Origin of the sequence: Paenibacillus agaridevorans (assembly GCF_018604145.1) — a bacterium.
Taxonomy (GTDB): domain Bacteria; phylum Bacillota; class Bacilli; order Paenibacillales; family Paenibacillaceae; genus Pristimantibacillus; species Pristimantibacillus agaridevorans.
Genome location: NZ_CP075889.1, coordinates 2,888,493 through 2,909,405, shown reverse-complemented (window position 1 = coordinate 2,909,405; position 20,913 = coordinate 2,888,493). Strand labels below are relative to the sequence as shown.

At 55.1% G+C, this 20,913-nt stretch carries 19 protein-coding genes; 18 read left to right on the top strand and 1 reads right to left on the bottom strand.

Annotation, left to right across the window (positions count from 1 at the left end):
• The first annotated feature begins 1 nt into the window (after position 1).
• From KJW29_RS12345 to KJW29_RS12270, 16 genes are all read left to right on the top strand, one after another.
• A complete protein-coding gene (locus KJW29_RS12345; RefSeq protein ID WP_087567171.1) occupies positions 2–472 on the top strand; it encodes an N-acetyltransferase in 471 nt (156 codons plus the stop codon).
• Positions 473–672: 200 nt separating this feature from the next.
• Positions 673–2,190, top strand: a complete 1,518-nt coding sequence (locus KJW29_RS12340) for a spore germination protein (protein ID WP_214629973.1) — start codon at positions 673–675, stop codon at positions 2,188–2,190.
• Positions 2,187–3,404 (top strand): Ger(x)C family spore germination protein, encoded by a 1,218-nt coding sequence (locus KJW29_RS12335; protein WP_214629972.1) that lies wholly within the window; start codon positions 2,187–2,189, stop codon positions 3,402–3,404. Before KJW29_RS12340 ends, KJW29_RS12335 begins: the two co-directional genes overlap by 4 nt.
• Positions 3,401–3,622 (top strand): hypothetical protein, encoded by a 222-nt coding sequence (locus KJW29_RS12330; protein ID WP_214629971.1) that lies wholly within the window; start codon positions 3,401–3,403, stop codon positions 3,620–3,622. The genes KJW29_RS12335 and KJW29_RS12330 overlap by 4 nt, the downstream gene beginning before the upstream one ends.
• 23 nt (positions 3,623–3,645) lie before the next feature.
• The gene (locus KJW29_RS12325; RefSeq protein WP_246608700.1) at positions 3,646–4,755 is read left to right on the top strand and encodes a GerAB/ArcD/ProY family transporter; all 1,110 of its coding nucleotides are present in this window, start codon (positions 3,646–3,648) and stop codon (positions 4,753–4,755) included.
• Positions 4,756–4,871: 116 nt separating this feature from the next.
• Positions 4,872–5,897 carry a heat-inducible transcriptional repressor HrcA gene (gene hrcA / locus KJW29_RS12320; RefSeq protein ID WP_087567167.1) on the top strand — a complete coding sequence of 342 codons (1,026 nt, stop codon included), beginning with the start codon at positions 4,872–4,874 and terminating at the stop codon, positions 5,895–5,897.
• Positions 5,898–5,959: 62 nt separating this feature from the next.
• Positions 5,960–6,535, top strand: a complete 576-nt coding sequence (grpE, locus tag KJW29_RS12315) for a nucleotide exchange factor GrpE (protein ID WP_187100742.1) — start codon at positions 5,960–5,962, stop codon at positions 6,533–6,535.
• Positions 6,536–6,619: 84 nt separating this feature from the next.
• Positions 6,620–8,464 (top strand): molecular chaperone DnaK, encoded by a 1,845-nt coding sequence (gene dnaK, locus KJW29_RS12310; RefSeq protein WP_214629969.1) that lies wholly within the window; start codon positions 6,620–6,622, stop codon positions 8,462–8,464.
• Between the two features lie 173 nt (positions 8,465–8,637).
• The gene (dnaJ, locus tag KJW29_RS12305) at positions 8,638–9,768 is read left to right on the top strand and encodes a molecular chaperone DnaJ (protein ID WP_087567164.1); all 1,131 of its coding nucleotides are present in this window, start codon (positions 8,638–8,640) and stop codon (positions 9,766–9,768) included.
• A gap of 100 nt (positions 9,769–9,868) precedes the next feature.
• Positions 9,869–10,054, top strand: coding sequence for a YfhD family protein (locus tag KJW29_RS12300; RefSeq protein WP_087567163.1), 186 nt, complete (start codon positions 9,869–9,871; stop codon positions 10,052–10,054).
• 3 nt (positions 10,055–10,057) lie between these two features.
• Positions 10,058–10,270, top strand: coding sequence for a hypothetical protein (locus tag KJW29_RS12295; RefSeq protein WP_087567162.1), 213 nt, complete (start codon positions 10,058–10,060; stop codon positions 10,268–10,270).
• Between the two features lie 110 nt (positions 10,271–10,380).
• A complete protein-coding gene (prmA, locus tag KJW29_RS12290; protein WP_214629968.1) occupies positions 10,381–11,370 on the top strand; it encodes a 50S ribosomal protein L11 methyltransferase in 990 nt (329 codons plus the stop codon).
• Positions 11,370–12,059, top strand: a complete 690-nt coding sequence (locus KJW29_RS12285; protein WP_087567160.1) for a site-2 protease family protein — start codon at positions 11,370–11,372, stop codon at positions 12,057–12,059. Before prmA ends, KJW29_RS12285 begins: the two co-directional genes overlap by 1 nt.
• 86 nt (positions 12,060–12,145) lie before the next feature.
• Positions 12,146–12,934, top strand: coding sequence for an RsmE family RNA methyltransferase (locus tag KJW29_RS12280; protein ID WP_214629967.1), 789 nt, complete (start codon positions 12,146–12,148; stop codon positions 12,932–12,934).
• 2 nt (positions 12,935–12,936) lie between these two features.
• Complete coding sequence (gene mtaB, locus KJW29_RS12275) at positions 12,937–14,340, top strand: tRNA (N(6)-L-threonylcarbamoyladenosine(37)-C(2))-methylthiotransferase MtaB (protein WP_214629966.1); 1,404 nt, start codon at positions 12,937–12,939, stop codon at positions 14,338–14,340.
• A 134-nt stretch (positions 14,341–14,474) separates the two neighbouring features.
• A complete protein-coding gene (locus KJW29_RS12270) occupies positions 14,475–14,906 on the top strand; it encodes an NUDIX hydrolase (protein ID WP_087567157.1) in 432 nt (143 codons plus the stop codon).
• A 9-nt stretch (positions 14,907–14,915) separates the two neighbouring features.
• Here KJW29_RS12270 and KJW29_RS12265 read toward each other — a convergent pair whose 3' ends face one another.
• A complete protein-coding gene (locus KJW29_RS12265) occupies positions 14,916–15,896 on the bottom strand; it encodes a Na/Pi cotransporter family protein (RefSeq protein WP_214629965.1) in 981 nt (326 codons plus the stop codon).
• Between the two features lie 127 nt (positions 15,897–16,023).
• Between KJW29_RS12265 and KJW29_RS12260 the strand changes: the two genes are divergently transcribed.
• Positions 16,024–17,382: a class I SAM-dependent rRNA methyltransferase gene (locus KJW29_RS12260; RefSeq protein ID WP_214629964.1), complete on the top strand. Its 1,359-nt coding sequence runs from the start codon at positions 16,024–16,026 to the stop codon at positions 17,380–17,382.
• 33 nt (positions 17,383–17,415) lie between these two features.
• A complete protein-coding gene (gene addB / locus KJW29_RS12255) occupies positions 17,416–20,910 on the top strand; it encodes a helicase-exonuclease AddAB subunit AddB (RefSeq protein ID WP_214629963.1) in 3,495 nt (1,164 codons plus the stop codon).
• The last annotated feature ends 3 nt before the right edge of the window (positions 20,911–20,913 follow it).

The window sequence follows — 20,913 nt, the reverse complement described above, 5'->3', positions numbered from 1 at the left end:
TATGCAAGCAGTGGAAGTATTTTGCAGGAAAGCAACGACGGAAGATGTAGAGAAGCTGTATGAATTGATTCAAGGCTACGCCGAACAAGGCATTATGCTGCCGCGTACACGCGAAGCCCTGACTCGAATAATAGATACGTTCGTCGTGGCGGAGATCGGCAGTGAAGTGGTCGGCTGCGGCGCGCTGACGAAGCTGGGAGACAATCTTGTCGAGATCCGGTCACTTGGCATTACGGATGGATACAAGAGCCTCGGTATTGGAAGCAAGCTTGTGGAGAAACTTCTGGAGCAAGCGAAAGCGCAAGGCATTACCAAGGTCATGGCGCTGACCTATGCGGACAAATTTTTTGAGCGCAATGGCTTTACGATCGTGGAGAAGGAGATTTTTCCCGAAAAGGTATGGACGGATTGCGTCAATTGCCCCAAGCAAAATGCGTGCGACGAGATCGCCGTGCTGAGGGAACTGGACTAATTCAATGATGGAATCATAAGCTTCGCGACTGGGTAAGCAGCCGGTCGAGGAGCTTTTTTTGTGTGCGCGGGAGGGACGGCGAGGCCCAATGATGCATATGCGAGACAATTCGCCCAAGGTTGTCATATTTTCAATCGGATAGGAAATGTTATGAAGACGTGGCTCCTGCAACGCGACCAATCCAACAAGAGGTGAACGTCATGAACGCGTACGAGTCGAAGGAAGACGAGCCTGATCTTCGATTGCCCGAATCATTGAACGAATTTCAGGATGCCATCATCGAACTGATGGGCGACAGCTCGGACATCGTATACAGAGAGGTGCGGTTCGCGGGAATTGGCGGATTGGTCGTTTATGTCGAAGGATTGGCTGATCCCAGCGGCATTCTTGATTCCTTGATGGAAGCGAAAAACGACGACCGGACTCGGGAAGGACAGGATGGCGTTTCACCGGGTCAGGCTCTTCGGGAACTCAAGATCAACACTTTGTCCGAAGGACGTATCATGGAGATCGATTCTCTCGGCGCCGCCTCCGTTTGTTTGCTGGCAGGAGGAACCGTCGTCTATTTGGACGGCCTCGCCAAAGCGCTTGCAGCGGGAACGCAAAATTTGAAACAGCGAGCCGTGCAGGAAGCGACCTCGCAATCGGTCGTGCGAGGTCCGAGGGAAGGGTTTACGGAGTCGATCTCCGACAATACCGCGCTCATACGTAGACGGATTCAGAATCCGTCGCTCCGCATGCGGTACTTCCGCATGGGCGAGGAGACGCGAACTTCCGTCGTGGTCATGTATATGAACGGCAAGGCAGATCCGAACATCCTGCGGGAGCTCTACGATAAGCTGGAGAAGGCCGATCTGCCCAGCATTCTGGAGAGCAATTACATCGAAGAGATGATTCAGGATCAAAGGTACAGTCCTTTCCCCACGGTGTACAACTCGGAGCGTCCGGACGTTATCTCGTCGGCCCTTCTGGAGGGACGGATCGCGATTCTGGTTGACGGCAGTCCGTTTGTCCTTGTCGTTCCCGCTTTGTTCATGCATTACTTCCAGTCCAGCGAGGATTATTATCAACGCGGCGATTTCGCGAGCCTCGTGCGGCTGCTGCGTTATTTTTGTTTTGCGATCGCCTTGCTTACGCCATCCTTCTATATTGCGATTACCACGTACCATCAGGAGATGATCCCGCCCAATCTGCTTCTCAGCCTTATCGGACAGCGGGAGGGCATTCCGTTCCCGGCGTTCATCGAAGCTTTGATCATGGAGATCACGTTCGAAATATTGCGGGAAGCGGGCATCCGATTGCCGAAGTCGATCGGACAATCCGTCTCCATAGTGGGCACGCTCGTCATCGGGCAAGCTGCCGTCGAAGCGGGGTTAATATCGGCCGCAATGGTCATCGTCGTGTCGATTACGGCTATCTCCAATTTCGCTTTGCCGGCGTTCAACGTCGGCATATCGGCGCGGCTCCTTCGATTCCCGTTCATGGTGTTGTCGGCCTTGTTCGGCCTCTACGGCATAATCGTTCTCCTCATCATGCTGGGTCTCCATCTGTGCAAACTGGAGTCCATGGGCGTGCCTTATATGACGTCGTTCGCCCCGTTCCGGCTGTCGGACCAAAAGGATGCGCTGGTCCGATTGATGAGGCCTTTCGCCCGCAAATACTTCGGCAGCCTTAAGAAGCAGCCTGATCCCGCAAGACCTTCCGAGGGTTCGTCATGAAAGAGCGGCTGCGGGGCCTGATGCTTGCGGGGTTGCTGCTGCACGCGTCGCTGTTGACCGGCTGCTGGAACAGGAGAGAGCTGAACGATCTAGCCGTCGTCGTCGCGTTAGGCGTGGACCTGGAAGAAACGGGTTATCTGGTGACCGTGCAGGTCGTGAATCCCAACGAGGTCAGATCGCAGCGGAGTTCGTCCGGTTCCGCGTCGGTCGTTACCTACACGGAGAAGGGAGTATCCATTCCGGACGCTCTTCAGCGTATGCTGGGCAAGGTGCCAAGGCAGCTGTACCTGTCCCATTTGAGAGTGATGGTATTCGGCGAATCGCTTGCCAGGAAAGGACTGATCGACGTTTTGGATTACGCAGCCCGCGAACACGATCTTCGCAACGACTTCTACATGTTGGTGGCCAAGGGCTCGAAGGCTAGAGACGTGCTCAGCGTCGTGACTCCCTTCGAAAAGATACCCGCCGAATCGCTTTTCTCTTCGATCATGGTGTCTAACAAAAAATGGGCGGCGACGGGCCGAATTAAGCTACAGCACTTCATCACGGTCCTGGACCGCGGCGGCTCCAATCCCGTCTTGTCCGGCGTGAGGGTCGAAGGCGACAAAAAGAAGGGGAGAAACAACGACTTCCTGCGCGAGATTCGTCCGGAGACGATGCTCAAGCATGAAGGGCTTGCCGTGTTCCGCAAGGACAAGCTCGTAGGCTGGCTTGGCGAGGATGACAGCAAAACCGTCAATTACATGATCAACAACGTATCCGGCACGACGGGTTTCGTTCCGTGTCCCGGAAGGGGCAAGGGGAGTATAGGCGTAAGCATTGTGCAGTCCAAAACATCCATCAAAGCGGTAAAGGGAGAAGACGGCAAGCCAGCCTTCAAGGTCAGGCATGTCCTCGAAGCGAACGTGGATGATGTGCAGTGCGAGCTGGATCTGTCGGATCCGGGCTCCATAACTTTGATCGAGAAGGAGCTGGAGGATCTGGCGCGCGGCAATACGGCCTCCAACATCCGCGAAGTCCAGCGCAAGTTCGCATCGGACATCTATGGTTTCGGCGAAGCGCTTCACAGGCAAATGCCCAAGGAGTGGGCCAAATACAAAAGCGAGTGGGACAGCTACTTCAAAACGGCGAAAATCGAAGTCAACGTGGAAGTGGCCTTGCGCAAAGTCGGCTCTATTCTTCAGCCTTTGAAGAAGGATATGGAGGGCCGATGAACTGGAGCATGACGCTTACGCTGCTAATGCCTCTCGTGCTCTTGCTGGAATGGCCTCAGCTTAAAGCTTTGAAGTCCAAACGGGACAAAGCTTGTTTTGTCGCCATCTGGCTGGTCGCGACGGCCGCCATGGGCGCGGAATGGGCAGGGTTGCAGCTGCCGAGGCCAATGGAAATCATCAGGGTGATCTGCGCGCCAATCAATGCCATGCTGCCATAAGGCGAGATCTGAGAGGTGAGAAGGTGGGCAAATCCGGAGTGGGCAGCAGACAGTTTTTTATATTGACATTCGGGCTGACGGTCGGTACATCCATATTGGTTACGCCTTCAGGCCTAGCGGCGACGGCCAGGGAAGACGCGTGGCTGGGCGGTTTGGCGGGCTACATGATAAACATCGGCATGGCAGCCATGTATATCGGCCTGGTCAAACTGTTCCCCGGACAGAATTTGTTCGGCATGTTCGAGAAGGCGTTCGGCAAGTGGGCGGGGAAAGCCGTGTCCCTCCTCTATTTTGTTTATTTTCTGATCCTTGCGGGCACGCTGCTCGGCAATCTCGGTTTCTTTGTGACAAGCGAGGTGCTGCCCGATACCCCTATCGACATCGTGCAAATTCTGTTCCTGGCCGCTTGCGTCATGTGCGCCAAGACGGGCATCGTCGTTCTGGCGAGACTGGGAGAATTGATGTTTCCATGGATTTTATTTTTTTTTATGGTGCTCATTCTGGCTCTTCTTCCCCAGATCGAGTGGGATTACATCGCTCCGGTGCTGGAAGGGGGGCTTGGTCCCGTATTGACGGCTGGCTTCCATGCGTCCATGTTCCAGGAACTTATCGTCATGGTCGTATTCGTGCCGCAGCTTGCAAGCCTTCGAAATTGGAAGGGGGCGTTTCTGGGAGGCCTGACCTTCGGCCATCTGCTGCTGGTGTCCGTCGTGCTGTTCAGCGTCCTGATTCTGGGCATCGAACAATCCGCCAACAGTACCTTCCCAGCCTATGCTTTGGCGAAGACGATCAGCTTGGGCAATTTCCTGCAGCGGATAGAAGGCATACTCATCGCTTTATGGATCATGACGTTTTTCCTGAAGACGATGATGTTGTTTTTCTCAATGATGCAAGGAATGAAGACGATACTGGGACTAAAGAGCGCCAGCTATGCCGTCTATCCGATCGCCGTCGTCTTGCTGCTCGTCGCATGGAACACTTACGTGAACAGCGTCTATATCGGCGAGGTCATCCAAAAGGTATGGGGCGGCTATGCCATGATCCATCTCGTCGCCATTCCGCTCTTGACGGGAGCTTCCGGGCTGCTGCGCCGCCGCATGAAAATATTATCCGAAAATGCCGAACTGACTTGACAATCGTCAGAGCTGTTTGGTATTTTTGTAATAGTGATTAGCACTCATTAGAGTTGAGTGCTAACGAGGAAGGGGAACACTCCTTCCCGCGAAGAGAATCGGAGGAGGGTTTGGATATGTTGACGGAACGACAGCGCATGATATTAAACGCCATTGTAGACGACTATATCCGTTCGGCAGAACCTGTAGGCTCGCGCAGCATCTCAAAGCGCGGAGATGTCGGATTCAGCCCTGCCACGATTCGCAACGAGATGGCAGATCTGGAGGAGCTCGGATTTCTGGAGCAGCCCCATACGTCCGCCGGACGCGTACCTTCCACTAAAGGTTATCGTTATTATGTCGATCATCTGGTCAAGCTTGGCGAGGTGAACGTCAATGAGCTGGGATTAATGAAATCATTCGTTGCGGATAAGCTGAATCAGATGGAGCAGGTTATTCAGCAAACGGCCATGATTTTGTCGAATTTGACGAATTATACGTCGATATTGCTCGGTCCAGAATTGTTCCATACGTCGCTTAAGCACTTTGGACTGGTGCCGCTAAATGCCGAATCGGCAGTTGCGATCATCGTTACGAATACGGGACATGTGGAGAACCGCACAATATCGATACCGCCGAATCTGGATATGGACGATATGCAGAAGGTTGTCAATATTCTGAACACGAAGCTGGTAGGCGTGCCGTTGATCCGCCTTAAAGCCAAGCTCCATTCGGAAGTCGGACAGGAGCTCGAGCGCCATATCGATCATTACGAAGAGCTGTTGTCGGTGCTCGAAAGCGCGCTTCAAAACGACGAGGAGCAGCGCGTATTCATGAGCGGAACGACGAATATGTTGACACAGCCGGAATTCAAGGATGTCGACAAGGTTAAGACGATTCTAGATCTTCTTGACGAGACCCCTACCATCATGAAGATGTTTTCTTCTCTCCCGTCGGGTATCGGGGTTCGTATCGGCACGGAAAATGACCATAAGGCCATCAGCGATTGCAGTCTCATTACGGCCACTTATTCCATAAACGGAGAAGCGCTCGGGACGATCGGTATTCTCGGACCTACCCGAATGGATTATGGCAAAGTGATCAGCTTGCTCAATCTGATTTCAAAGGATATGGGGACGCTGTTAGGCAGATGGTATAAGTAAAAGGCAATAGGCGGGAGGCAGTCACAGGCTGCCTGCGTTCATTATACGAAGGAGGTGATAGGGTGAGTACCAAAGAACAACATAATGAAACAACAGATACAGCAGCTGAGGAAACTCTGGAACAGACAGCCGAACAAACGGAATCGGAATTCGCCGATCAGAACGAGGCTGGCGAGAACGCCGGGGAGGATGCAAGGTACGCCGAGCTCACGAAGCAAGCGGAGGAGAATCAACAGCGATACTTACGCGCGCAAGCGGATTTCGACAACTTCCGCCGCCGCACAATGAAGGAAAAAGAAGAGCTGGCGCAATACGCTTCCATGAAGCTGATCGATCAACTGGTTCCGATCGTCGACAACTTCGAACGGGCGCTGGCAGCCGCTTCGTCCAACAGCGATTACGATTCCTTGGCTAAGGGAGTCGACATGATCTTCCGTCAGCTGTTTCAAACGCTGGAAGCCGAAGGGCTCAAGGCGATCGAAGCAGTAGGCCAACCGTTTAATCCGGAGTTCCATCAAGCCATTATGACGGTGGAGTCGGATGAATACGAGGAAGGCATTGTCGTTGAGGAGGTTCAGAAGGGCTACATGCTGAAGGAGAAGGTCCTTCGTCCCGCGATGGTGAAGGTAAGCGGTTAACGCTGCGGACTGATTGATACTAACAGAATGATGGTTATACAGGTTTACGAGAATAATTTAACCCTTTGAGGAGGCCATTTACAAATGAGTAAAGTTATCGGTATTGACCTTGGCACCACAAACTCTTGCGTTGCCGTAATGGAAGGCGGCGAAGCCGTCGTAATTCCGAATCCGGAGGGCAGCCGCACGACTCCTTCCGTCGTTGGCTTCAAAAAGGACGGAGAGCGCGTCGTCGGCGAGACGGCTAAACGCCAGGCGATTACGAATCCAGATCGCACGATCATTTCCATCAAGCGCCATATGGGCACGAACCACAAAGAAAAAATCGACGATAAAGAATTTACGCCGCAAGAAATTTCCGCAATTATTTTGCAAAAATTGAAATCCGATGCGGAAGCTTACCTTGGCCAGACAGTAACTCAAGCAGTTATTACCGTTCCGGCTTATTTCAACGACAGCCAGCGTCAAGCGACCAAGGATGCGGGCAAAATCGCAGGGCTGGAAGTGCTGCGGATCGTCAACGAGCCAACAGCAGCCGCACTTGCTTACGGCATGGAAAAGTCAGAAGACCAAACTATTCTGGTCTATGACCTTGGCGGCGGCACATTCGACGTTTCCATCCTGGAGCTAGGCGATGGATTCTTCGAGGTAAAAGCAACGAGCGGCGACAACAAACTGGGCGGCGACGATTTCGACCAAGTCATCATTGACCACCTCGTAGCGGAATTCAAGAAGGAGCAAGGCATTGACCTGTCCAAGGACAAAGCGGCCGTGCAACGACTGAAGGACGCAGCGGAGAAAGCAAAAAAGGAGCTCTCCGGCGTTCTGACTTCGACGATCTCCCTTCCGTTTATCACAATGGTAGACGGCGTTCCGCAGCACTTGGAGACGAACCTGACACGCGCGAAATTCGAAGAGCTCTCCGCAGCGCTTGTTGAGCGTACGCTTGGACCTACCCGTCAAGCGCTGAGCGATTCTGGCTTATCCGCAAACCAGATCGACAAAATCGTTCTTGTCGGCGGTTCGACTCGTATTCCTGCAGTCCAGGAAGCCGTTAAGAAGCTGACCGGCAAAGAGCCGCACAAAGGCGTTAACCCGGACGAAGTCGTAGCTCTCGGAGCAGCCGTGCAAGCGGGCGTTTTGACAGGCGACGTAAAAGACGTCGTATTGCTCGACGTTACGCCATTGTCCCTTGGCATCGAGACGGCGGGCGGCGTGTTTACGAAAATGATCGACCGCAACACGACAATCCCGACAAGCAAGTCGCAAGTGTTCTCCACTTATGCGGACAATCAGCCGGGCGTTGAGATCCACGTCCTGCAGGGCGAGCGCTCCATGGCGAACGGCAACAAGACGCTGGGCCGCTTTACGCTGAGCGATATTCCGCCTGCTCCTCGCGGCGTACCGCAAATCGAAGTTACGTTCGACATCGATGCCAACGGTATCGTTAACGTATCCGCGCTAGACAAGGGCACTGGCAAGAGCCAGAAGATCACGATCACTTCTTCCGGCGGCCTGAGCGAGGCTGATATCGACCAAATGATGAAGGATGCCGAGCTGCACGCGGACGAAGACCGCAAGCGTCGCGAGCTTGTGGAAGCGAAGAACGCGGCAGACCAGCTTGTGTACTCCACGGAGAAGACGGTTAAAGATCTTGGCGACAAAGTAGATCCATCCGAGATCGAAAAAGCGAACGCGGCCAAAGAGAAAGTGACAGCGGCGCTCGCTACCGAAGATCTGGAGCAGATCAAAGCGGCTACGGATGAACTGACGGAGATCGTGCAACAACTTTCCGTTAAGCTGTACGAGCAAGCCGCTCAAGGTGCCGAAGGCGCGGATGCAGGACCAGAAGGGGATGCTGGCGGCTCGAGAGCCAGGGACAACGTCGTAGATGCCGACTATGAAGTTGTAAATGACGATAAGAAGTAATAACGCGGGACAGGGGTCAAAGAACGGGCTCGCCCTTCTTTGACCCTCTTTCACGGTTCATAAGGAAGTCACGCGGGATCGGAAACGGTATCGTCAAATGTTCATTGACGGCACCGTTTCTTCTCGTGTTAAGATAGAGGATGTTGTGATTTCATTGCGGAGGTGAGAATCGGATGGCAAACAAACGGGATTATTACGAGGTGCTTGGCGTCGGCAAGGATGCCTCCGCGGAAGATATCAAGAAATCTTATCGGAAGCTGGCCCGGCAATATCATCCCGATGTCAATAAGGAAGCGGACGCGGAAAACAAGTTCAAGGAAGTGAAAGAAGCGTACGACGTCCTTAGCGACGACGGGAAACGATCGACGTACGACCAGTATGGACATGTAGATCCGAATCAGGGAATGGGCGGCGCGGGCGGCGCCGACTTCGGAGGCTTCGGCGACATCTTCGATATGTTCTTCGGCGGCGGAGGCGGAGGCAGGAGAGATCCTAACGCGCCCCAACGCGGCAACGATCTGCAATATACGATGACGGTAGAGTTCAAGGAAGCGGTGTTCGGCAAGGAAACGGAAATTACGATTCCGCGCACAGAATCCTGCGATACATGTTACGGATCGGGAGCCAAACCAGGCACGAAGCCGGAAACCTGTTCGACATGCCGAGGCACCGGACAACAGGAGGTCGTGCAGAATACGCCATTTGGCCGTATGGTTAACCGACGTGCATGTACGAACTGCAGCGGCACAGGCAAGATCATTCGCGACAAATGCGGAACCTGCCATGGCGCCGGCAAAGTGAAGAAGCAACGCCGGATCAAGATCAATATTCCGGCCGGCGTGGACGATGGAGCTCAAATTCGGATGACCGGCGAGGGCGAAGGGGGTACGCGGGGAGGTCCGTCCGGAGATCTCTATATCGTGATTCGGGTGAAGCCGCATGACTTCTTTGAGCGCGAGAACGATGATATCTATTGCGAGGTGCCGCTAACGTTCGTGCAGGCAGCGCTGGGCGACGAGATCGAAATTCCAACGCTGACGGAGAAGGTTAAGCTTAAGATTCCTGCAGGCACGCAGACGGGCACGTATTTCCGCCTTAAGGGCAAGGGCGTACCGAAGCTGCGCGGTTACGGCACGGGAGATCAGCACGTCAAGGTGACGGTCGTGACGCCGACAAAGCTGTCCGACGAACAGAAGGATCTGCTTCGCCAGTTCGGCGGATCGAACGGGGAGCCCCCGGCCGAGCAAAGCGAACATCACGAATCGATATTCGAACGTATGAAAAAAGCATTCCGCGGAGAGTAATCCGCGGTGTGCTTTTTTGCATATTTCAGGCCAACGAGGCGCACGCTATTGCTGTTCATATACGCGAACGACAATGGTTGCATACGAGGAGGATTTAAATATGACTGAACATCTCGACAAAAATGTCAATGGATTGGGTAATAGTCTGGAGAAGGTGAACTTCGGAGATTTGCCAATCGGACAAAACGAGGACGTGGAGTTTTCTCAGGAGCTTGCGGACGAGGCGGACATAAAAGCACAAAAGAGGGCTGCAGAGGCTGATCGCCGCGTGAAGAACGGTGAGTAAGCGATGAGCGTGATCGAAATTCAAGCATCGTTCGGGAACGCGAGCGAAGCGAAGGAAGCGGCGCGCAAGCTGCAGGCATTGCGTGCCGCCGAAATTGGCGGCTACAGCGAAGGCGGAATGGTGACCGCGTCTGTTGACGAAGCCGTGGCGGACCGCGCCATTCATTTGATCCGCCAGATAGGCGGCAAGATCGATTCGGACATTTCTATGATTTAAGGAGAGCAGCGTGTTAGCCGGAGACGGCTTCATGCTGTTTTTTTGTACACGGCAGGCAGTCTGTTGTACAATAGAGGGTAGGTTTTGACGATAATTGGGAGGCAATACATATGAAATGGCATGAAATTACGATCTCCACAACGGAAGAAGCGACAGAGATGATCAGCAACTTCCTGCACGAGCTGGGAGCCGGCGGTGTTTCTATTGAAGAATCCGGTACGCTTAACAAGTCTCGCGACACGTCGCTCGGACAATGGTACGAGCTGCCGCTTAACGATATTCCGGAAGGGCAGGCCGTTATTAAAGGTTATTTCGCGGAAGGCACGGATCTGGATGGTTTGTTGGAAGAGCTGAAGCCTCGCGTCGAGGAGCTGCGGACCTTCGAAATCGATCCGGGAGAGGTTGCGTATGCTTGGCAGGAAGTAGATGACGAGGATTGGGCAACGGCCTGGAAACAATATTTTAAGCCGATTCGCGTCTCCGATACATTAACAATCAAGCCGACATGGGAGGATTACACTCCTGAAGAAGGCGAACGGATTATCGAGCTTGATCCCGGTATGGCATTCGGAACGGGCACGCATCCAACTACAGCGCTGTGTTTGCAGACGCTTGAGTCCGTCGTTCGCGGCGGGGAGGAAATGATCGATGTCGGCACGGGCTCCGGTATTTTGGCCATTGGCGCGTGCAAGCTCGGGGCAAAGAGTATTCTCGCGCTAGATCTGGACCCTATTGCGGTCTCCAGCGCGACGGAAAATGTGAGTCTCAACGGATTGTCGGAGAAGATCGAGGTTCGTCTAAGCGACTTGTTGGGCGTTCTTCGCGACGGCGGAGCTGACTCGGGTTCTGCGTCCTCGCTGCAAGTAACGGTTCCCGTTGATCTTGTCGTTGCCAATATATTGGCCGAGATCATATTGTTGTTTATCGACGACGTCTATGAGGCGCTTAAGCCGGGAGGCATCTATATCGCTTCGGGCGTGTACAAAAACAAGGAAGACGACGTGGAAAAAGGACTTAAGGCTTCCGGGTTCGAAATCGTGGAGAAACGGCGCGACGAGGACTGGATCGCGTTTGTGGCGCGTAAGCCGCAGGAGGGCTAATGGAACGTTTCCTATGGTATCCGCTTGAGCATCTGCCGTTTATTGTTCTCGTTATTATGATTGTATTTACGGTGCACGAGTTTGCTCACGCGTACAGCGCCTACAAGTTCGGGGACGACACGGCTTACAAGGAAGGCCGAGTGACTCTCAATCCCATGGTCCATCTTGACTTGATGGGCAGCATCCTGCTGCTTATCGCGGGTTTCGGATGGGCGAAGCCGGTTCCCGTCAACGCCAGCCGCTTCAAGCATCGCAGAGTCATGAGTATCGTCGTGTCGGCCGTCGGCCCTCTGAGCAATTTATTGATGGCCGTCGTAGGCATGTTTATTATTTACGGATTGGTCGCATCAGGTGTCGTGCATGTAGCGTCGACAGGCGTTCAAGATGCGCTCATCGTGTTTTTTTCTTATTTTATTATGATCAATATTTTGTTGTTCGTCTTTAACCTGATCCCGTTGCCGCCACTCGACGGATACCGTATCGTTTCGGAATTTCTACCGCTTCGGCTTAGATACAAAATCGAGCAAAACATCCATTGGGCGATGATTCTATTTTTGCTTTTCGTTTTCATTCCGCCGCTCAGGGCCGTGACGCTGGATCCGATTCTATCCCTGCAGTATCCGTTGTTCAACGGGTTAAACGATTTGATGCAGTCCATCTTCGGATTTAGGATTTGGTTGCCGAGGTAGGCGGTTGGTACTAGATTCAAATGGATTTTGTCCGGTCAAACGTGCTAATATGAAGGTTGGATAATAAGTAAGGTGGTTAGTTCTACATGCAACGATACTTTGTGGCGCCGGAGCAATTTAACGACGGTGTCGTTACGATAACGGGCGAAGATGCCCATCATGCCGTACGCGTCATGCGCATGAAGCCGGGCGATGAGATCATCGTCAGCGACGGAGCGTCAAGGACGGTGCTGGCGGCAATTTCCGAGATGGAAGCTCAGGAAGTGAGAGCTGATATTAAGAGCTTGTTGCCGCAGGACAGCGAGCCTGCCTGGCTCGTTACGATTGCACAGAGCTTGCCGAAGGGCGACAAGCTGGAGCTTGTCATTCAGAAGGGGACGGAGATTGGCGCAGCAGCCTTCCTGCCCTTCCAATCGGAGCGCAACGTCGTGCAATACGATGCGAAAAAGGAAGCCAAGCGGCTCGAGCGGTGGGGAAAGATTGCCAAGGAAGCCGCGGAGCAGAGCCACCGGCATCGGATACCGCCGATCGCCGCCGTGAGGAGCTGGAAGGAGCTTCTGGCGCTCATTCCCAGGTTTGATCTCGCCATCTTCTGCTTTGAACGCGAAGGGCATGCCGCGCACGGCGTCGGCATCCGTACGGTTACGGAGCAATTCCGGAGCACCAAGCTGGGGGCGGTGGCGGAAGGCGAACAGCCGACCGTCTTGCTCATCGTCGGACCGGAAGGCGGGTTCTCGGAGCGGGAAGCGGCGGAGGCCGAAGGAGCCGGCGCGGTCATAGCGGGACTCGGAAAGCGAATATTGAGAACGGAGACGGCGGGAATCGTCGGATTAACCTGCCTATTATACGAAGCTGGAGAAATGGGAGGAGAATGACCATGCCAACGGTCGCCTTTTATACACTGGGCTGCAAAGTGAACTTCTACGATACGGAAGCGATCTGGCAGTTATTTAAAAACGAGGGATACGAGCAGGTCGATTTCGAATCGACGGCTGACGTCTATCTCGTCAACACTTGTACGGTAACGAATACGGGGGACAAAAAAAGCCGCCAAATTATTCGCCGCGCCGTACGACGCAATCCCGACGCCATTATCGCTGTTACGGGCTGCTATGCGCAGACTTCCCCCGCGGAAATTATGGCGATCGAAGGCGTCGACCTTGTTATCGGCACGCAGGATCGCGAAAAAATCATGTCGTTCGTAGGTCAGATTCAAGCCGATCGCAAGCCGGTCAACGCTGTTCGCAACATTATGAAAACCCGTTCCTTCGAGGAGCTGGACGTACCTGACTTCACGGAGCGCACGCGTGCCTTCCTCAAGATTCAAGAGGGCTGCAACAACTTCTGCACGTTTTGCATCATCCCATGGTCGCGGGGGCTGTCCCGCAGCCGCGAGTCGGAAAGCGTCATCGAGCAAGCGAAAGCGCTCGTCGCCTCCGGGTACAAGGAGATCGTCTTGACGGGCATCCATACCGGCGGCTACGGCGACGATATGGAAAATTACAATCTGACAAGCTTGCTGTGGGATCTCGATAAAGTGGAAGGTCTGGAGCGGATTCGCATCAGCTCCATCGAGGCAAGCCAGATTGACGACGCCATGATCGATGTCCTGAACCGTTCCAGCAAAATGTGCCGCCATCTTCACATCCCGTTGCAAGCGGGCGAGGATTCCGTGCTTAAACGGATGCGCCGCAAATATACGACGGAGCAATTCGCCGCGAAAATCAAGCGGCTGCACGAAGCTATGCCTGGCGTGGCCATTACGACGGATGTGATCGTTGGTTTCCCGGGCGAGACGGATGAGATGTTCGAGAGCGGATACCGCTTCATGGAGGAGATGGGTTTCGCCGAAATGCACGTATTCCCTTATTCCAAACGTACGGGTACGCCTGCAGCGCGCATGGAGGATCAGGTCGACGAAGAGCTGAAAAACGAACGTGTTCACAAGCTGATCGATTTATCCGAGAAAATGCAGCTGAAGTATGCAGAGCAGCATGTCGGAGCCGTGTTGGACGTTATTCCGGAGCGAGATTACAAGGGAGCCCCGGGAACGGGTTCTGTAATGGGATACACGGATAATTATATCCAGGTCGTATTCGAAGGATCGGAAGAGCTGATCGGTCAGCTATGCCGCGTAAAAATAACGGAAGCCGGCGTCAACGAATGCCGTGGACAGCTCGTCAGGGTCCTGGAGCCGCGTCGGGGAGATGCCGTTGAAGCTTCCGCCGAGGACGAGGATCACGAATTCCGTTATGATCGTCCGGAAGCGCTGAGAGCCTAAGTGTTTGCAAGGGCGGCTTCGTTTTGACAAGCCTAAATCAGGATTCCGATTCTATCTCGCGTCAGAAGGCGGAGAAGATGAAGGAATCCTTTGCTGCATATAATAATGGGTAAAGGGTGCAAGGGGGAAGGATCATGTTGGAAATCTCTGCCGGCGGGGTCGTATTCCGCCATAACGAATCCGGACAGCTTCAAGTTCAGCTTATTCAGGACCGCTACGGTAAGGTTTCCCTGCCAAAGGGGAAGATGGAGCCTGGAGAGACGGTCGAGCAGACGGCGCTAAGGGAAATTCGCGAGGAGACGGGACTGAGCGGAGAGATCGTGGCGCCCATCGCCCAGATCAAATACCAGTATGAGCATGCCAAACATGGCACGGTCAATAAGGAAGTTCACTATTATCTTGTGAGGGCGATCGGCGGCACTCATCAAGCGCAGGTCGAGGAGATCCGCGGCGTTGACTGGTTTGAGCCCCGGGAGGCATGGCGGAAGCAGAAGCAGTCCGGCTACGACAACAATCATCGTATCGTCGCCGGAGCTTTGCAATTGCTTGGACTTAACGTGAATTAGCCAAACTTATCAACTCGACTCGCGATTGTCCAGCCTCCGCCAGAACTTGGCGTAGCAGAGAGGAAGGGCGATCAGCGAGCAAACGATGTTGAAGATGGTCTGCGCATGCGCGATCTGGGAGGATGGCGAATGCGCAATCGCGCCGGACACAGCCGTCAATTCGCCGATAAACGGCTGAAAGAGAAGAGCCCCGCCCACATTCAAGACGATATGGGAGAGCGCAACGAACTTGCCTCCTCGCGAACCGCCGAGCGAGGCTAAGAGCGCGGTTACGCAAGTGCCTACGTTGGCGCCGACGACAATGGCAACCCCGATCTCGGCCGGCATGCCGTTCATCGCGACAAATCCCATGACCATGCCGATGACCGCCGCGCCGCTATGAACGGCGGCGGTAATGGCGGCGCCGGCAGCCATACCCCACCATAACGAGTCGCTGGCATGTCCAAGGAACCAGTCGAACATGCCGCTCTCCTGCAGGTAGGGGCCGATAGACTGCATCATGTTTAGGCCGGCAAGCACGAGACCGAAGCCGCATACGGCGACGGAAGCGGAGCGGAGCGGCATAAGCCAGCGAAGACGATCCAGTCCAGGCCATATCTTAATCTCGCCCAGCAGGGCGGTGAGCAGCCATGCCACAATGGATGAGACGAGCATTGGAATCGCCGCTTGGCCAATATTTAGACCTATGAGCTCGGTAGTCAGGCATGTGCCGATGTTGGTGCCCAGTATGATGCCTAGCGTGCGAGGGAACGACAGCAGGCCGGCATTAACGAACCCAATCGAAATGACGGTTACGGCGGTACTGCTCTGGAGTACGGCGGTCGTTGCCGCGCCGACGGCCATTCCGCGAAGCGGAGTGGCCGTTGATCTCTGCAGCATGGCGGTCAAGTGGGGTCCTGCCATTCGGTGGAGGGCAAGCTCCATCAGCTTCATGCCGCTTAGAAAGACACTGAATCCGATGAATACCGGCAATAGAAGGTTCTGGATCATGGGTTTCTCCTTATCTTAAAGATCGGTTTTCAGCACGTAGCTATTCGTAGCTATATGTATGCGAGGGAGAAGACAAGCATGACAAGCTAAGTCAATAGAATAAGAGTGCGAGAGAGGAAGTTGAGACGTGAGCAGGGCGACGATCATTTTGCAAAAGGCGCGCAAGAAAAGAACGGAACAAGGACATCCCTGGGTTTTCGCAAGCGAAATCGACCGTATGGAGGGTGAAGCCGCGGGAGGCGAACTCGTAAATGTAACGACGGCGCAAGGAAAATATTTGGGCACGGGATATTGGAATCCCAAGTCTCAAATTACGGTGCGCATCGTCTCCTACAAGCCTGACATCGAGATGGACGAGAGTTTTTTTGTCATGCGCTTCCGTGAATGTGCAGCGCATCGTGCGAGATTTGTAAACGACTCCGACTGCAGGCTCGTGTACGGGGAAGCGGACTTCTTGCCTGGACTCGTCGTCGACAGATTCGGCGGCGTTCTCGTCGTTCAGCTGTTGACGCTGGGCATGGACGCCAGACGCGACAGCATCGTAAAAGCGCTGGTCCAGGTGTTCCAGCCTGCGGGTATCTACGAGCGAAGCGATGTTGGCGTAAGAGCACTGGAAGGACTGGAGGAGCGCAAGGGAGAGCTATACGGTCTATGCCCGAGAATCGTCGAGATCGAAGAAAACGGCTTGAAGATGGAAGTGGATATCGTGGAAGGGCAGAAAACGGGCTACTTCTTCGATCAACGCGACAATCGCGCTGCCACTGCGCCGCTCATGACCGGCTGGGGCGGCCGTTCCGGGATTGCGTTGGGTCCCGATCCCGAAGGCGGTTCCGGCGATCTTGTGCCGCTGAATGCCAAAGGGAAGGTCGTGACCTTCCCTTATTGGGACGGCGCCACGGTGTTGGAATGTTTTGCCCATACGGGGAGCTTTACCCTGCATGCCTGCAAGTACGGCGCCAAGAAGGTGACATGTCTGGACGTATCCGAACATGCGATCGAGACGGCGAGACGGAACGTGGAGCGCAACGGCTTCTCGGATCGCGTCGAATTCGTTGTCGCGGATGCCTTCGATTATTTGCGGTCGCAGGCGAAGGGGCTGGATGAACGTAAGCTGCGAGCGGCAGGCGGTGCGGATACGTCGAAGAAGCTGACCGATGCGGGGCGAACCTGGGATGTCGTTATTCTTGATCCGCCGGCTTTCGCCAAGACGAAGGGCGCTGTGGCAGGGGCTTGCAGAGGCTACAAGGATATCAATCTGCAAGGATTAAAGCTTGTAAATGAAGGCGGCTATCTTGTTACGGCAAGCTGCTCTTACCATATGGCGCCGGACTTGTTCCTGGAGACGATTGCCGAGGCGGCCGTCGATGCCGGAAAAGCGCTCAGGCTGATCGAATGGCGGGCGGCGGGCAAGGATCATCCGCAGATACTCGGCGTCAAAGAAGGCCATTACTTGAAATTCGCCATATTCGAGGTGCGGAGCAAATAACGCGCCGCTTCCGGGAGAGGGGAGGAAGCCATTATGCCTTTGCAATTCGTAATCGGCCGTTCCGGCTCGGGGAAGACGGGATATTGTATGGAGCAGATTCGGAATGGTCTCCGCGAGAATCCTGACGGACCGCCGCTTATTATGCTTGTTCCCGAGCAGGCTACATTCCAGACGGAATATGCCATGCTGAGAGGCAGCGGGCTTCGAGGCACGATGCGCGCACAGGCGCTCAGCTTTAGACGCCTGGCGTTCCGCGTCATGCAAGAGACGGGCGGTACGGCGCTTGTCCCTATTGGGGATACGGGCAAACATATGCTGCTCTACAAAATCGTGCACCGCGAAGCCGAAAAGCTAAAGTTGTTCGGCAGCGGCGCCGGACAACCGGGCTTCATCGATCGGCTGGCTGAGCTATTGACGGAATGGAAGCGATACGGCATATCTGCCTCGGAAGTAGAAGAAGCGGCAGCTTCGGGGGATATCGTTCGCTCCGCGATGCTGGACCGGAAGCTGCATGATGTCGGATTGATCTACGATCGGATGGAGACGGAGCTTGCAGGCCGCTATATGGATGCCGAGGATTATTTGCGTCAACTGGAAGAAGGGTGGCCGGGAGCTTCCTCCATGAACGGCGCCCGGATATGGATCGACGGATTCTACGGCTTCACGCCTATGGAGTATCAGGCGTTGGCCGCGCTGATGGGCTCCTCGGCTCATATTACTGTCGCTCTTACGCTGGACAGGCCTTATGAACTCGGCGAAGCGCCGCACGAGCTGGATTTGTTTCATCCGACCGCCGAGACGTACGCCACGCTGCTCGGTCTTGCCGAAGAGAGAGCCATTGATGTGCTGCCTCCCATCAACTTGAATAATGGCAGCGTCACATCGGCCAGGTTCAGGGATAATCCGATGCTGGGGCATCTGGAACGGAATTATGGCGGTAAAAGAAACCCGATGACGCTTCCGGCCGGCGAACGAGGCTTGTCGCTTCAAGCTGCGGCAGGCAGACGTGCCGAGGTCGAGGCTGTAGCCCGAGATATGCTGCGCAGGACAAGGGAAGAAGGGCTTCGCTGGCGGGATATGGCGATTATGGTTCGCAATGCGGAGGACTACGCCGATTACGTCTCTCTGGTGTTCTCCGATTACGATATTCCGTACTTCGTCGACCGGAAGGAGAAGGCGCTGCATCATCCGCTCGTGGAATTTATCCGCTCTTCGCTGGAGTCGGTCCTGTTCGGTTGGCGTTACGACGCCGTATTCCGCTGCATCAAGACGGAGATGTTGTTCCCTGTAGATCGAAGCATGCCACGCGAATGGTTCGACCGTCTTGAAAATTTCGTGCTCGCTGCCGGCATCGACGGCTGGAAGTGGCTCGACAACGGCAGTTGGAGACCGCAAGCGCCGGTATCGCTGGAAGAGGACGAGGCCATGGCGACAGTGAGCGCCAGCGCCCAGCGGGAATTCGAACTCGTTATGGCGGCGCGCGAGGTCATAGTGCCGCCGCTTCGCCGCTTCGGCGAGAAGCTGCGCTCCGCCGGTACCGTTCGCAATATGGCGGAGGCCATGTACCAATTGCTCGCGGATACGGATGCGGCAGATCGGCTGGAGATCTGGAGCGGGGAAGAGATGGCAGCGGGGTTGCCCCTGCGGGCAAGATCGCATCGCCAGCTCTGGGACGGCGTCCTGGCGCTGCTGGATCAGCTTGTCGAGCTTGCTGGCGACGAGAAGATGCCGCCGGAGCTGTTTGCGGGCATGGTGGAGTCGGGGCTCGACAGCCTGACGCTCGCCGCGGTCCCACCTGCGCTGGATCAGGTGCTGGTGGGAAGCATGGATCGTACCCGCTCGCGCGGAATCGCCGTCAGTTACGTGTTAGGCGCCAATGACGGGGTCATTCCCATGCGCGGCAAGGAGGACGGACTGTTGTCGGAAGCAGAGCGGGAGCTGTTGGCAGAAGCAGGACTCTCCATGGCTCCTAGCGCGAAGCGTCGTCTTCTTGACGAGCGGTTTATGGTATATAACGCTTTGACGACGCCTAGCCGTCATCTCTGGATCAGCTGGACGATGGCGGACGAGGAAGGCAAAAGTCTGCTTCCCTCGGAGCTGATTCGTCAGGTGCAAGGCATGTTCCCGGGACTGGCCGTAAAGGAAATCGCCGCAGAACCTAATCTCGCGATGCCGGAGGTTCATCAAAAGGAATTTCTCGTACATCCGCGCAGAACTTTATCCCATTTGATCGGCGCATTGCGTCAATCGAGGGTAAGCGGCGAGGAATTGGCATCTTTCTGGTGGGATGCGTACAACTGGTACGCCGCCCGTCCCGAATGGCAGGACAGGCTTGGCATGCTTCTTTCTTCCTTGGACTTCCGCAATATGGAGAAAGAGCTCCCGGAGGTGCTCGCGCGGGAACTATACGGCTCTCGAATGCAAGTCAGCGTCTCGCGGATGGAACGATTCGTCTCCTGTCCGTTCCAGCACTTTGCCATACACGGCCTCAAGCTGCGGGAGCGGAAGCTCTACCGCCTGGCTGCGCCGGATATCGGCCAGTTGTTCCATGCCGCTCTCAGCGCGCTGGCCGGCAAGCTTGGCGGAGGCTGGGGCAGCACGCCTCGGGCGGAAATCAAGGAAGCCGCGGCGCGTACCGTGGATGAGCTTGCGCCCAAGCTTCAATCGCAAATTCTGCTCAGCAGCGGCCGGTTCGGCTTTGTTGCCCGCAAGCTCAAAGCCATCGTCGCCCAAGCCGCGGTCATGCTTGGCGAGCACGCCCGGAGAGCGGATTTCCAACCTGTCGGATTGGAGATCGACTTCGGCCCGGGCGGCAAGCTGCCGCCTATGGTGCTGCAGCTTCCAAGCGGAGCGCAGATGGAGGTGATCGGCCGGATCGACCGCGTCGATGCTGCGGAGACGGAGGACGGCTTGCTGCTGCGCGTCATGGACTATAAGTCCAGCTCAACCTCGCTTAGGCTGGAAGAGGTCGTATACGGCCTGTCGCTCCAAATGCTGACGTATCTCGATGTGCTCGTCACACATGCGAACGAATGGCTGGGTCAGCCGGCTTCTCCGGCCGGCGTGCTCTACTTCCATGTTCACAATCCCGTAATGGCGCTCTCCAACCGGACTTCGGAAGAAGAAGCGGACGGCATGCTGCTGAAGCGCTACAAGATGAAGGGACTGCTGACGGCCGATGCGGAGGTGGTGCGTCTGATGGATGGCGACCTGGAGCAAGGTTATTCGGAGGTGCTGCCAGTCGCGCTCAAAAAGGACGGCAGCTTTTACAGCAGCTCCTCTGTCGTGACGAATGAACAATGGTCGACATTGCGCCGTTCGGTAAGACGGACGATTACGGGGATCGGCCATTCCATCCAGCAAGGAAATGTTTCCATAGAGCCCTATCGGCTCGGAGACAAGACGCCGTGCCAATTTTGCGATTACAAGCCGGTATGCCAGTTCGACCCGCTTGTCGAGGGGAACGAATATCGCAAGCTGACGAAGACGTCCAAGGAAGATGTCTGGCGTTTGCTGGAGGAGGTGTAGCTC